Origin of the sequence: Leptolyngbya sp. Heron Island J (assembly GCF_000482245.1) — a bacterium.
Taxonomy (GTDB): Bacteria; Cyanobacteriota; Cyanobacteriia; order Phormidesmidales; family Phormidesmidaceae; genus Leptothoe.
This window is the reverse complement of record NZ_AWNH01000021.1, coordinates 32,296-45,781: the sequence shown is the minus strand read 5'-3', so window position 1 is coordinate 45,781 and position 13,486 is coordinate 32,296. Positions and strand designations below refer to the sequence as shown.

Annotated in this window: 10 protein-coding genes; 8 read left to right on the top strand and 2 right to left on the bottom strand. The window is 48.5% G+C overall.

What is annotated here, in order from left to right; translation table 11 throughout:
• Positions 1 to 74: 74 nt before the first annotated feature.
• Positions 75 to 944, bottom strand: a complete 870-nt coding sequence (locus N836_RS46470; RefSeq protein WP_023071517.1) for a WecB/TagA/CpsF family glycosyltransferase — start codon at positions 942 to 944, stop codon at positions 75 to 77.
• Between the two features lie 1,134 nt (positions 945 to 2,078).
• Here N836_RS46470 and N836_RS46465 point away from each other — a divergent pair.
• From N836_RS46465 to N836_RS46455, 3 genes are all read left to right on the top strand, one after another.
• The gene (locus tag N836_RS46465; protein WP_235071048.1) at positions 2,079 to 3,500 is read left to right on the top strand and encodes an SLBB domain-containing protein; all 1,422 of its coding nucleotides are present in this window, start codon (positions 2,079 to 2,081) and stop codon (positions 3,498 to 3,500) included.
• Positions 3,501 to 3,573: 73 nt separating this feature from the next.
• Positions 3,574 to 5,739, top strand: a complete 2,166-nt coding sequence (locus N836_RS46460; protein WP_023071515.1) for a GumC family protein — start codon at positions 3,574 to 3,576, stop codon at positions 5,737 to 5,739.
• A gap of 429 nt (positions 5,740 to 6,168) precedes the next feature.
• Complete coding sequence (locus N836_RS46455) at positions 6,169 to 7,488, top strand: NAD(P)/FAD-dependent oxidoreductase (RefSeq protein ID WP_023071514.1); 1,320 nt, start codon at positions 6,169 to 6,171, stop codon at positions 7,486 to 7,488.
• On the opposite strand, the gene N836_RS46450 is transcribed toward N836_RS46455, so the two are convergent.
• On the bottom strand, positions 7,477 to 8,364 hold the full coding sequence (locus N836_RS46450) for an alpha/beta fold hydrolase (RefSeq protein WP_023071513.1): 888 nt from the start codon (positions 8,362 to 8,364) through the stop codon (positions 7,477 to 7,479). The genes N836_RS46455 and N836_RS46450 overlap by 12 nt on opposite strands.
• A gap of 184 nt (positions 8,365 to 8,548) precedes the next feature.
• Here N836_RS46450 and hoxE point away from each other — a divergent pair, with 184 nt between their 5' ends.
• The 5 genes from hoxE (at position 8,549) to N836_RS46425 (ending at position 13,405) form a co-directional block, all read left to right on the top strand.
• Positions 8,549 to 9,058, top strand: coding sequence for a bidirectional hydrogenase complex protein HoxE (gene hoxE / locus N836_RS46445; protein WP_031291974.1), 510 nt, complete (start codon positions 8,549 to 8,551; stop codon positions 9,056 to 9,058).
• Entirely contained in the window at positions 9,055 to 10,656 is a 1,602-nt protein-coding gene (locus N836_RS46440) for a NuoF family protein (RefSeq protein ID WP_023071511.1), read from the top strand. The genes hoxE and N836_RS46440 overlap by 4 nt, the downstream gene beginning before the upstream one ends.
• 272 nt (positions 10,657 to 10,928) lie before the next feature.
• Positions 10,929 to 11,426 carry a hydrogenase maturation protease gene (locus N836_RS46435; protein ID WP_023071510.1) on the top strand — a complete coding sequence of 166 codons (498 nt, stop codon included), beginning with the start codon at positions 10,929 to 10,931 and terminating at the stop codon, positions 11,424 to 11,426.
• A gap of 701 nt (positions 11,427 to 12,127) precedes the next feature.
• Complete coding sequence (gene hoxU, locus N836_RS46430) at positions 12,128 to 12,844, top strand: bidirectional hydrogenase complex protein HoxU (RefSeq protein ID WP_023071509.1); 717 nt, start codon at positions 12,128 to 12,130, stop codon at positions 12,842 to 12,844.
• Positions 12,845 to 12,856: 12 nt separating this feature from the next.
• On the top strand, positions 12,857 to 13,405 hold the full coding sequence (locus N836_RS46425) for an oxidoreductase (protein ID WP_031291970.1): 549 nt from the start codon (positions 12,857 to 12,859) through the stop codon (positions 13,403 to 13,405).
• The last annotated feature ends 81 nt before the right edge of the window (positions 13,406 to 13,486 follow it).

Genomic DNA, 13,486 nt, shown 5'->3' with positions numbered 1-13,486 from the left:
ACGCCCCTCCACGAGTTGCAGAAGGCCATGCTGTTCAGCTGCTTTTGAATCATCCCCAAAACTCAGTTCTTAGGCTACTGTCTGCCACGATAGAGCACAGCAACAGTTGCATTAGGCCGAGTGAATCTAGGCTCTAAGCCCAACTTCACCTTCACCAATTGCTTAAACGCAAGCCATAAAAATACAGGGATTGTTCTGGCATAGCGCTGCCACAGTCGTCCTGGTTCTTGCAATAAGCGATACAACCATTCAAAGCCACTTTTCTGAACCCAGACCGGAGCCCATTTCTTCTCACCAGCATAAATTGGGAAGACACCCCCCAAACCAACCATAACGGCCTTTACACGGTTCTTATGAGTATGCATCCACCATTCCTGCTTAGGGCAACCGAGGGACACCAACACCATGTTGGCTCCGCTGTCATTGATGCGTTGAACTAATGCAGCATCCTCTTCAATTGTCAACGGACGAAAAGGAGGAGATTCTAGACCAGCAATTTTTAATTCAGGAAACTCCTTCCTTAGATGTTGTTCCATGTTCCACAACACGTCGGGAGTTGATCCTAGGAAAAAGACACTGATATTTTCCTTAGAGGCTTTCTTACATAGGCTTAGCATGATGTCCATGCCTGCAACCCGATCTTGCTTACGTTTTCTGAGTCGACTGGTAACCCACACCAAAGGCATGCCATCCGGTGTTAGCATGTCTGCTCTGTGCAATACCCGTGCAAAACCTGCACTGCACTTTGCTTCAACCAGCATGTGAACGTTCGCAACACATACGACCTTACTGAGTCGCTGATGCGCCCAGCTCAGCATCGTATCAATTTGGGCATCAAATGATTCTGCTGTAACCGGAAAACCAATTACGTTTTGTGTTTCCAGCTTTTTTGCGCTTTTCTGCCAAAGGCCAGTAAGACTAGACTTAGTAGTCGAATACAGCATAATGAATTCTCGAATTTTGTTGAGGGCGGGTACAAAAGACTTCTGTCTAAAATGTGCTCACAAAAATCGCATAAACCTATGAAGATTCTTTGATCAGCTTGTCGCTTTAAATCCAGACTCAGCAGGTCTGCACTACTGTTGGTACATCGGCTGAATCGAATTAGCTGAATAGGTTCGTTGCCAGTGATTTTTGTTAGAACACTTACTTGTCATAAAATTCACCGTTGCCTTGGGTGTAAGATTGGCGGAGTTTGGCGGAGTTTTTCAAGACACCATAACTCCAAGCGTTTATTTGTCTAGGTAAGTCTGTTTTAAGATGTAAGACTTACGCAAAACCTTTCTTGGTAGCAGAAAACCCTGTATTCCGTATAGCACTATACTTGAGCTTGAAATAAGTAATATACGGAACAACTCTCTATTCAATGGCTGGTAGTAACCTCAGGAGAATTATCTGTAAGTCGCTGATGTTAACAAGATAAAACTCAAAGACCCTGAAACGTATTGGTAGACTTTCTAGCCGCGATAGATATGGGTAGGTGACAAAGATATACCGCTCGGATTACCTTACATTATGTATCAACAAAATACCTTGTCTGCAGTCGTCGATATATGATTGAAATCACAGTTGACTCAACAGGAAAGTAATCTACACTTCATGATTACTTTATGAACACACATTTTTCTTTCATGAACACCCTCGCTTTGCAGCCAGTATAGACAAAAAAAAGTCATTTGTCAGCATCAGGTGTGAGAACCTATTTAAGCTGCACAGAGAGACCTGACAAACCTATCTTGAGCGCCTAAGAGGGCCGTTATCACTACAGATCCTATATATCTATGCATTTATGGGCGTATGGGCCTATGGAATAGCCATGCTTTGCATATCAGGCATTGTAAGCGGCTATCCTCAAACAAATCTATAAAATTAATTCAAACGGATTTAAAAATTAAACGGATTGGCAGGGGGTAGCCCAGAAAACTGATACACCCCTAGAGGCTTACAGTGTGTGGCCTTACTACAGTGTGTTCGAAGCTTGTGTTCTAACTTCTCACATTGCAATCTGCTTGATACCTATGTTAAACAGTCGCCTGTCTCAGCCCAAATTAGCCCTAGTTTGTATTGCCCTATGTGCAATGGGTATCTCCTCTTCCGCAGCAAAAGCCCAACAGCTACCATCCTTACCAGAGCAAAATCCCAGTCGGGCTACCCCCACGACTAGCCCGACTAGAAGCATCGTTGCCCCACCGGCTGAAACAGCCTATACCCTGGGAGCTGGTGATGTTGTTCGTGTTGAGATTTTCCAGGTGCCGCAATACAGTGGCGAGAGCGAAGTTCTAGTGGACGGCACCTTGAATTTGCCGCTGATTGGCCCCGTCAATGTAGCGGGGCTTTCCATAGAAGAAACTACAGAATTGTTGTCCAGTCAGTACGGTCAATACTTAAAACGTCCATTGGTTACCCTGAGCCTGCTCAACCGACGTCCGTTGCAAATTGGTATTTCCGGTGAGATCAATACTCCTGGGGCTTACACCCTCACTCAAACTGGCACCCAGTCACCCCGATTAACTCAGCTACTGGAAATGGCTGGCGGGGTCACCCAAGTTGCCGATATTCGCCAAGTGCAGATTGAACGCTCCGGACGAAATGGCAACACTCAAACCTTTACTGTTGATCTCTGGCAGCTTCTGGAAACGGGTAATTCCCAGTATGATATCTCTCTACGAGATGGTGATTCAATCTTTATTCCCACGGGGACAATTTCTTTAGAAGAAGCTTCACTTTTGGCGGATTCCAGTTTTGCCGCTAGCGTCAGTCAGCCGATCAATGTGGCGGTTATTGGTGAGGTGTATCGACCTGGTCCGTACACACTGCAAGGAGGGGTAGCCACTACTCGAGATGCAGGTGTTCCTGGTGCATCCGCTAACTCTAGCACCCCAACTACAGTTACAAGGGCTTTGCAGGTAGCCGGCGGTATTAAACCCAGAGCTGATATTCGCCAAGTACAGATTGTTCGCCCCACTCGCTCCGGTGGCTCACAAGTTATTGATGTAGACCTGTGGCAGTTACTAGAAGCCGGTGATGTCTATCAAGATGTTGTTCTACAGGCCAACGATACTATTTTTGTTCCAATTGCAACGGCATTAGACCCGTCGGAAGTGCCTACAGTAGCATCCGCTAGCTTTTCCCCTAATGCTATCCGCGTTAACGTTGTCGGTGAAGTATCCCGCTCAGGGGTAATTGAGTTGCCACCTAATACATCCCTTAGTCAGGCGATCCTGGCCGTTGGTGGCTTTAACAATCGTGCAAAAGAAAGTGAGGCTGAGCTGATTCGACTCAGTCCTGATGGTACCGTCAATCGAAGAACAATTCCTGTTGACTTTGCTCAGGGCATTAATGATGACAATAATCCCCTGCTGCAAAATAACGATGTCATCATTGTCAATCCATCGGCGCTCGCTCGTATTAGTGATGAGATCGGTTCTATTCTTAGTCCAGTTGGGCAAGTGATCACTAACGTTTTCTCTCCCCTGAGGTTTCTGAATATATTTGATTAGGCGGAGATTTCTCAAAACTCAGGTTTTCCATTCCAGCCTTTAATTATTCACATCTATTACATATCCTCTACCTATGAGAGCTGATACCCTCCCCTCATCATCATCATCTTGGACAGGCCCGGAACGTTCGATTTCCGAAGACGAAGGCGGACTCAATTTTGTTGCCTTAGTTAAAATACTACAGCGAAAATGGTGGGTGATAACTGGTGTTACAGTGGCTACCATGGGACTTGCCGCCACCAGAGTCCTTTCCGAAAAACCTGTTTACGACGGTAGCTTTGAACTTTTGGTACAAGCGCAAAGTACTGAAACTGAGGTGATCGCCAATGTTCCAGAAACCCTCACCACTCAAGATCAGGTGGCTGTTGATAGTGACCTACTCAAAATTTTAGTAGGCCCTAAGGTTTTGCGACCAGTCATTGAAGGGATTAGAGAGAGTTATCCTAATTATTGCCCTGGGGTAGCGCCTGACTCGAATGCTTCGGAAGTGACCTATGATCCGTGCTACCAGGTGTTATCTAGCCGACTACGAGTCAACCAGCTGGGTAATAATTCCAATATTATTCGGGTGTCAATGCAAGATGGCGATCCCCAAATGGTGCAGTCTATTTTAGAGCTGGCATCCCAGGCGTATTTAGCATTTAGCCTTGAATCTAAACAGGCTGATATTCGTCGGGCCATTGAATTTGTTGAGCAAAAGCTACCTGATTTAGCGAACAAGGTGGATTCTTTGCAAGATCAGCTAGAATCACTACGATTAACCCATAACATTATTGATCCTGATTCTCGTGGTTCTCAGCTATCTGGACAAGTGGATACCTTCTCAAAGCAACAGCTTGATCTACAAATCTCTCTAGAGCAAAATCGAGCTAATTATGAGAACCTGCGCTCTCAACTGAGTGGGCCTCAAGAGCAAGCATCATCGTCTGCTTTAGCACAAAATCCAAGATATCAGGCATTACTGGATAGTTTGCTAGAGCTAGATACTCAAATTGCTCAGGCGTCGACACTCTATCTTGACAATAGTCCAGATATGGAGGTGCTCAAGGAGCAACGACAAAATTTGCTGACCTTGCTAGAACAACAGGGCGCGCAATCTCAGCGCGATCTAATTAGTCAAATGCAGGAGTTAGAGGCGCAAGAACGCTCCTTGAATGGCGCTCTACAGGGACTCAGTTCTGATGTTGACGACCTGGCAGGAATCTCACGAGACTATGTGGAGATTCAGCGAGAGCTAGAAATTGCTACGGAAAACTTAAATCAGTTTTTAGCAAAACAAGCAGCCTTAGAAATCGATTCAGCCCAGCGAGAAATTCCTTGGGAAATTGTGACACCGCCAACGCAGTCTAGGGTCACGCCTGTGAGTTTAACTCAAAACTTACTATTGGGTGGGATATTGGGTCTCTTAATGGGCTCAGTGCTGGCGCTACTACTCGATAAGTCAACGGGGGTGCTTTATTCAGACAAAGATATTCAACGGGCGATGCAGCTACCCATTTTAGGCAAAATCCCCGCCCCTCAATCTGTCGAGCGAGATGTTTTTGCACCGATGCAGGCCTTACAATTGGCAACCAGTAAGACCTCGAAAACAGCTGCCGATACTACAGGCTCACCCTTGGAGAATGGCGCAGCTACCTATGCGGAAGATCCGTTTATGGAGGCATTTCGCTCACTCTACACTAACCTGAGACTGAGCAGTGCCGATCAGCCATTAACATCGGTAGTGGTTAGCTCTGTCATGGATAATGAGGGTAAATCAATCGCGGCTATTCATCTGGCGGAAGCGGCAGCTCTCATGGGACAACGAGTACTGTTGGTGGATACTAATCTGCGCGATCCTAAGATTCATAGCTATCTCAAGCTGCCTAACGATGCTGGTTTAACGGACCTGGCCTTGAGTGATGCCAACGCCATCACTAAAAATACGTTTTTACATGAGCCAATTGATGGGCTTAAGGTTCTCTGTGCCGGTACAAAAGGTCATGATGCCGGTCATATTTTAACAACTAAGCGCGTGCAGAAGCTGATTCAACAGCTCAAAACCAAATTTGATTTAGTTGTGTTTGATGCACCGTCACTACTGGGGCAATCGGATGCTTATCTAATTACCGAGCAAGCCGATGGTATGTTGATTGTCACCAGTCCTGGCCAGCTTAAGCAAAATCTGCTTGACCAGGCGATGGATCAACTGCGAATTGCTAATGTGAATGTCTTTGGTATTGCTGTGCGAGAACGCTAACTAGAGGCTGGAGCTGAATGGCTGTTGTTGATGGTAAAAGTGCGATCGCACCAAAAAACTAGAGCAGGATGATCTGACGTCACTCCATGCAGCCGATAGCCCCCTGATCGTCATGCGGTCAGGGGGCTTGCCCTATGGGGGCTATACAGCGGCAAGCCCCAGGATGGTACATGGCAGTTTGGGGTGATGATGGCGGGGAATTTCATTGCAGGTGAAGGGTTGGTGAGGACGGTTGGTGAGGACAGTCTCGAACCGTCAAACTTAGCCATGGCAAGCATTATCTCTGTATCCTTGCGGTCCATCCTAAATCGAGGCAGGTGACGGTGTAGTTTCCTTAGCCAACCTGGTAGATAGTGAGTATTCGCTCTACCCTCAGAGTAACCCTGACAATTCCTACACTTCCTACTGTTCAATCGAATTCTTCCTACCATGTCCCAGGCCATCGTCATCGGCGGCAGCATTGCCGGTCTGCTCACCGCCCGAGTCCTTCTCGACCACTACGACCATGTCATCCTCCTCGAACGGGATCAGCTTCCCGATGGCCCTGAAGTGCGGCCCGGTGTCCCCCAAGCCCAGCACGTTCACGCCCTCCTCCTTCAGGGCTACCACCTGGTAGAGTCGCTGTTTCCCAACCTGACTGACGACCTGATTGCTCAGGGGGCCCAACTGCTCGACTGGACCAACGACTGGAAATTTCTCACCATGTGGGCCTGGATGCCCCAGCACAAATCTAACCTGAAGGGTCTGATTTGCAGCCGTTTGCTGCTGGAATGGTACCTGCGGCAGCAGCTACTACAGCGATCAGGCTTTAGCCTCAAAGCTCAGACCTGTGCCCAATCTCTGATTCGCGATCGCGATCGGATCACCGGAGTCGTGATTGATCATAAAGTCAACGGTCCCACCACCCTGCAGGCAGACCTGGTGGTGGACGCCTCCGGTCGCCGCTCCCAACTACCAGAATGGCTAATGGAGCTGGGCTATGGCCCCGTTGAAACCTCAGCGGTTAACTCATTTTTAGGCTATGCCTCTCGCTGGTATGAGTATGCTCCAGAGGATGCCATTGAGGGGGTGATCATTGCCAGTAAGCCAGGTACAACTCGCCGAGGTGGTGTGGTTTACCCCGTGGAAGGCAATCGCTGTGTGATTACCCTCAGCGGCTTTGAAAAAGATTATCCCAGCAACCAAGAAGACGAATTCCTAGAATTCGCCAAGAGCCTGCGAGACCCCTCTATTTACCATGCCATCCAGCGAGCTCAGCCCCTGTCGCCGATCTACTGCTACCGCAACACCGCCAACTGCCTGCGTCACTACGAAAAACTTAAGACAATGCCCGCCGGACTGGTCACCCTGGGGGATGCAGTGTGTGCCTTTAACCCCAGCTATGGCCAGGGCATGACCGTTGCCAGTCTGGGCGCTATCCTGTTGGGAGACTGTTTAGATGACTCTTCTACCAAAGAGAGTTTAAACAGTAAATTCTCACTCCAGTTTCAGCGCAAGTTGGCCAAAGTCATAGAAATGCCCTGGATGATGGCCACCGGAGAAGATTTTCGCTGGAAGATGACAACTGGGGATCGGCCCGACTGGTTAACGCGAAAAACTCAAGGCTATTTTGATCGGGTGGTACAGGCCGCCAATGCTGATATAAAAATCTACGATGATTTTCTCCAGGTGGCCCATATGGCAAAATCACCCAGCGTTTTGTTTCACCCCCGCACCCTATGGAAAGCCCTGGCCCAGTCACCTGGCTAGCCAATTTTGGATCAAATCATTCACCTGTTCCGGTGCTTCCTGTTGCACCCAGTGGGAGACACCGGGCAAGTAGTGAAGGGTGAAATCTGTCACCAGCTCTGCTGTGCCGTAGGTCAAAAACTTGCTGAGGGCGACATCTTCTTCTCCCCAAATCATCAAAGTGGGGAGCTCCAGAGGGGTTGCTAAAAGCGTCTGCAATTCTGGCGAGAGAGGTTTAAAAAAACGATAAAAATTGGCCCGGTAGTAATTGAGCATAGCGGTGAGGGCACCAGTTTGTTGGGCATTGAGGCGATACACCTGGAGCACATCCTGGGAAAAGCAACTTTTGTCTATGGCACTGGCCTGCAGGATTGACCCCAGGAGCTGAGCCTTGTTCAACCCCAGCATCCATTCCGGTAACCAGGGAATCTGAAAATAGAGGATATACCAAGATTTGAGATATTGAGGAAACTTGCGGGCACCTCGATAGAACAGCAGCGGATGGGGCAAATTCATGATGATCAATCGTTCTAGAGGGCGCACCTTTTGCAAGGCAAACATCCAGGCAATGGCTCCACCCCAATCGTGGGCTACTAACATGGTCGCAGTGGCACCGCTGATATCAATGAGCGCGGCTACATCCTCCACCAAGCAATCTAAATCGTACGCTCTCACCTCCTGAGGACGACTGGAGCGACCATAGCCCCGTAGGTTGGGAGCCCACACCCGATAACCAAGATCTGCCAGCAGTGGCAGCTGATACCGCCATGAGTAAGAACTTTCGGGAAATCCGTGGAGACAAAGCGCTAGTTTTGGCCCCCCACCACAGGTGTCGACTTCAAAGGTGAGGCCATTCGCCTGAATAAACTCGGTGGTAATGTCAAAAGCAGAGGGCATAGTCGAACACTGATGAATTTGCTTAAAGGCTATACCAAGAGAAGAGCTAGGTTAAGCTCCATAGAGTTAAAACCGGTAGGTGGTGCTCAATCCTCATAAATTCCTCAAACTATTGGTTTATACCAATAATTGGCAAGATAAATGACAGTGGCAAGGTGACTAGGGAGGTAATACTAGAAAAGTCATGACTTCTAGGGCTACGGTTCAGACTTCCCCAGCTAATGACAGGCGACTCCGCCTGTTAGAGGCAACTATGAAACAACATCAGTATCGCCCTGACGCGCTGATTGAGGTGTTGCATCGGGCCCAGAAACTATTTGGCTATCTAGACACAAACTTGTTATTGCATATTGCCCAACGGCTGAAGTTGCCACCCAGTCGGGTCTATGGGGTGGCAACCTTTTATCACTTCTTCTCATTGGCCCCCAAAGGGATACATAGCTGTGTTGTCTGTTTGGGAACAGCTTGTTATGTGAAACAGGCGGCGCAGTTGCTCAGCTGTTTGGAAAATGCAACGGGGATTAAAGCGGGTGAGACTACAGCTGACGGTCAGCTATCGCTGATGACAGCACGTTGTTTGGGGGCCTGCGGTATTGCTCCGACTGTGGTGTTTGATGAGCAACTAGAGGGGCATCAAACGTTAGAGCGCGTGACGCAGCGTCTGAAGAGTTGTCTATCTGCATCCAGGCCATGACTTTTGATGAATTACAGCGATCGTCTGTAGCTGTTCAAAAAAAGTATCGCATTTGTTGCTGTACTGTTGGTGGCTGTCTTTCGGCTAATAGTGCGGCGGTTAGAGAACAGCTGGAAGCTGCGGTAGTTGCTCAGGGGTTAACAGACCAGGTACAAGTGTCGGGGGTGGGCTGTATGGGGTTATGCAGTCAGGGGCCGTTGGTACGAGTCGACTCTGACGGTGCTGCTGACGTGCTCTATGGGCAGGTGACACCAGAACAGTCTGCTGCTGTAGTGGCGGTGCTGGCGCAATCGTCTCATCCAGATATTGCTGCCCTAAAGACCCAGCCGATGGATAATCCATTTTTTACTCGGCAGCAGCGGATTGTGTTGGAAAATAGCGGTCGTATTGATCCAGAAAAGATTGAGGACTATATTGCGGCATCAGGCTACAAAGCACTGCATCACTGTTTACGCGAGATGTCGCCGGAAATGGTAGTCGATGAGATTACCCGCAGTGGTCTACGGGGGCGAGGTGGGGCAGGCTATCCGACTGGATTAAAGTGGGCCACAGTGGCGAAAATGCCACCGGGGCAGAAGTACGTGGTGTGTAACGCGGATGAGGGCGATCCGGGGGCTTATATGGATCGCAGTGTATTGGAGAGCGATCCCCATCGGGTATTGGAAGGACTTGCGATCGCAGCCTATGCTGTCGGAGCCAATCAGGGCTATATCTACGTGCGGGGAGAGTATCCCCTGGCCATTAACCATTTGCAAACTGCCATCCGCCAGGCCAAACGCCATGGTTTGCTTGGCAGTCAAATTTTTGACTCTCCTTTTGATTTTCGTGTAGATTTACGCATCGGAGCCGGAGCCTTTGTCTGCGGTGAAGAAACCGCCTTAATGGCCTCCATTGAAGGCAAACGCGGGATTCCTAGACCCCGTCCTCCCTATCCGGCTGAGTCAGGACTGTGGGGCTGTCCCACATTAATCAACAACGTAGAAACCTTTGCCAATATTGCTCCTATTATCCGCAATGGAGCTGATTGGTTTGCCTCCATTGGTACCGAACAGAGCAAAGGCACTAAAGTTTTCTCTCTCACGGGCAAGGTACAAAATGCCGGATTAATCGAAGTACCCATGGGAATTTCCCTAGGAGAGATTGTGGAAACGATGGGGCAGGGTGCCCCCAATGGGGCTCAGATTAAGGCTGTACAAACGGGTGGTCCTTCAGGGGGCTGTATCCCAGCATCTGCATTTGACACCTCTGTAGATTTTGAATCGCTCAAAAAACTGGGATCGATTATGGGCTCAGGCGGCATGATTGTGATGGATGAGCATACCCATATGGTGGATGTGGCCCAGTTTTTTATGCAGTTTTGTATGGATGAGTCCTGTGGCAAGTGTATCCCCTGTCGAGCAGGGACCGTGCAACTCTACCAGCTGTTAACTAAGTTCAAAGAACACCGGGCAACAGCCGCCGATTTAGCGCAGCTGGAGATGCTATGTGATGTGGTCAAACACACCAGTTTGTGTGGGTTGGGGCAAGCTGCTCCGAATTCGGTTTTGAGTACGCTGCGCTATTTTCGGGAGGAGTATTTGGAGGCATTGGAGGGGTAATAAGCTTAGGGAGAGGCTTCTCTTGGTTCCGACAACCTTACCTAAGGTCTGCCTGGTAGAGGACTGTGGATGGGTGGATGGGTGGATGGATAGATAGTTTTGTCCATTTACTTACTGGTATTTTACTTACCGCAACAGTTTGTCCTCAACATTTAGTTAAAGCCCTATCGAGTCTCATCAGATCGCCTCTAAAATGTATATAGGCGTTTCTATTCCTGGCTATGAACCAAATGGCAATGAACAACACACTAGTGAAATGAGAGGAAAATACTATGGAAAATGCTACCCACAGCTTTTCCTCAGAAGCTAGCCCTACCTTCTTGGTGGTCGGATACGGTAATCCCAACAAGGGTGATGATGCTATTGGCCAAAAAATAGTTGCTCAACTTCAGGAATTAAAAACGCCTAACCTTGACGCTTATTCAGTTAAGTATCTTACTCCAGAACTCTCTAGTAAACTGGCCAGGGCAGATGTCGCCATTTTTGTGGATGCCTGTAAATTCAACACTACCGACACGGTGCAAGTTAAACCGCTAAATGCCTGCGGCACAGAAACTACAGGCACTACATTACCTGGCTTTGGCCATTCCTGCAGTCCTTGTTCATTGTTAGCACTGACCCAATCTGTCTATGGCCATTTTCCAAAAGCTTGGTTGATTGAAGTTCCGGCTCAGGATTTTGCCATTGGCCATTCCTTATCAGATCTAGCAGAGAAGGGGTTAACCCAAGCATTACAGACAATTACTTCATTAATGAACTCAGCCGTCTAAGCTCTGGGGTGTTTGGATGAGGGGATTGCATAAAAATAAAGTCCCAGGTTGAGGCTGTCGATGGAGGGATGAGTGATGGGGTAACAGGGGCATGATTTAAGGGCGAGAGCCTAAGTATGAGCGAGGAAAGAGCCGGTTACGTTCGGGAATTCTTCATAAGATTCTCAACTTTTCAAAGTAATCTGAAGTTCAAAGTAAACGCTTCTTAGGGATGCGCATGAAAATAAGATACCGCTGTAAGGCTTGGCGATATCTGGTTACTCTTACGAAGGGGAACCGTGTACACAGATCTAGGAGATCTACTGGAAATCAGCTCCATGCCCTGCATTAGCCCTCATCCTAAATCCTTCTCCCTGGGGGAGAAGGACTTTGAGACTAGCTCCCCTTCTCCCCCAGGGAGAAGGGGGTGGGGGATGAGGGCTCGATATCTTGAGTCATTACTTGACTTGTGTGTACACGGTAGCCTTCGTAAGGGGAACCGTCAGGGAGGGGTCTGGATAACTAGCGCTAACGACCGAAGACCCCTCCGCCTACGGCACCTCCCCTAAGCCCAAAGGGCAGGCTTCGCCAACGCAAGGGGAGGAAATTGCTTAACAGATCCTGATTGGGATTTTATTCTCGTGCATACGCCTTATGCCCCGTCTCTCATATCTAAAACCAACATCTAGAATCTAACATCAGTCTTTTAAGGCTAGCCTCTCATGTCTGTCAAAACCCTAACCATTGATCAGCAGCTGATTAGTGCCCGTGAGGGAGAAACTATCCTGGACGCGGCTAGCAATGCAGCGATCGCGATTCCTACCCTTTGTTATTTGGATGGCTTATCTGCTGTCGGTGCCTGCCGTCTTTGTTTAGTGGAGGTGGAGGGAGCTGCTAAGCTATTGCCTGCCTGTGTAACAAAAGTGCAAGAAGGGATGGTGGTGCAAACAAATTCTGAGCGATTGCAACACTATCGCCGCACTATCGTGGAGCTACTCATGGCTGAGGGCAATCATGTCTGTGCTGTATGTGTTTCTAATGGCCATTGTGAATTGCAGAATCTAGCGGTGGCAATGGGGATTGATCATGTTGGTCTCACCTATCAGTTTCCAAACCGTGATGTGGATATTTCCCACGCCCGGTTTGGGCTGGATCACAATCGCTGTGTGCTCTGTACACGCTGCATCCGAGTCTGTGATCAGGTGGAAGGTGCCCATACGTGGGATATGGCTGGGCGAGGTCATACCTCCCATGTGATTAGCGATTTAAACCAACCTTGGGGTGAGGCTAGTAGCTGTACGTCCTGTGGTAAGTGTGTAAACGCTTGTCCGACAGGAGCCTTATTTCATCGGGGCTCAACAGTTGGAGAAATGCAACATGATCGAGAACAGCTTAGCTTTATTACAACCGCTCGTCAGCAGCAACAGTGGGTCAGGTAAGGAAGATAGACAATGACAAAAATAAGGTTGGCAACAGTTTGGTTGGGGGGATGTTCCGGCTGTCATATGTCGTTTCTTGACCTGGATGAGTGGCTGTTTGATCTTGCCAGCCAGGTGGATCTGGTCTACAGCCCGTTGGCAAATATTAAGACCTATCCCGAGGGTGTGGATGTGGCGTTAGTGGAGGGTGCGATCGCAAATCAAGACCATCTAAACATGATTTATCAAGTTCGCGATCGCACCAAATTCATCATCTCCTTTGGTGACTGTGCGATTACAGGCAATGTCACGGCGATGCGTAACGTATTGGGTGCATCCGAGTCCGCTGACTCTGTTCTCAATCGTGCTTATTTAGACGTTGATGTTCAGCCTCAGATACCTCAAGGAGAGCTGGTCCCTGCCTTGCTAAACCAGGTAATGCCCGTTCACCAGGTAGTGCCGGTAGATTGTTATTTGCCTGGCTGTCCTCCCAATGCTGATCGTATTCGAGCGGTTTTAGAACCCTTACTACAAGGGAAACAACCTCATCTGACAGGCCCTGAACTGATTAGATTTGGCTAAGGGATCAGGATTTATAAGATCCAAAAATGTTGTCTGCAGAGGCGTTCTATGGAACGCCTGTAGGGCAAAAGATAAGACCTA

Coding starts and splice junctions, on each gene's coding strand:
- N836_RS46470 (WP_023071517.1), bottom strand. CDS start 944: ATGCTGTATTCGACTACTAAGTCTAGTCTTACTGGCCTTTGGCAGAAA.
- N836_RS46465 (WP_235071048.1), top strand. CDS start 2,079: ATGGGTATCTCCTCTTCCGCAGCAAAAGCCCAACAGCTACCATCCTTA.
- N836_RS46460 (WP_023071515.1), top strand. CDS start 3,574: ATGAGAGCTGATACCCTCCCCTCATCATCATCATCTTGGACAGGCCCG.
- N836_RS46455 (WP_023071514.1), top strand. CDS start 6,169: ATGTCCCAGGCCATCGTCATCGGCGGCAGCATTGCCGGTCTGCTCACC.
- N836_RS46450 (WP_023071513.1), bottom strand. CDS start 8,364: ATGCCCTCTGCTTTTGACATTACCACCGAGTTTATTCAGGCGAATGGC.
- hoxE (WP_031291974.1), top strand. CDS start 8,549: ATGACTTCTAGGGCTACGGTTCAGACTTCCCCAGCTAATGACAGGCGA.
- N836_RS46440 (WP_023071511.1), top strand. CDS start 9,055: ATGACTTTTGATGAATTACAGCGATCGTCTGTAGCTGTTCAAAAAAAG.
- N836_RS46435 (WP_023071510.1), top strand. CDS start 10,929: ATGGAAAATGCTACCCACAGCTTTTCCTCAGAAGCTAGCCCTACCTTC.
- hoxU (WP_023071509.1), top strand. CDS start 12,128: ATGTCTGTCAAAACCCTAACCATTGATCAGCAGCTGATTAGTGCCCGT.
- N836_RS46425 (WP_031291970.1), top strand. CDS start 12,857: ATGACAAAAATAAGGTTGGCAACAGTTTGGTTGGGGGGATGTTCCGGC.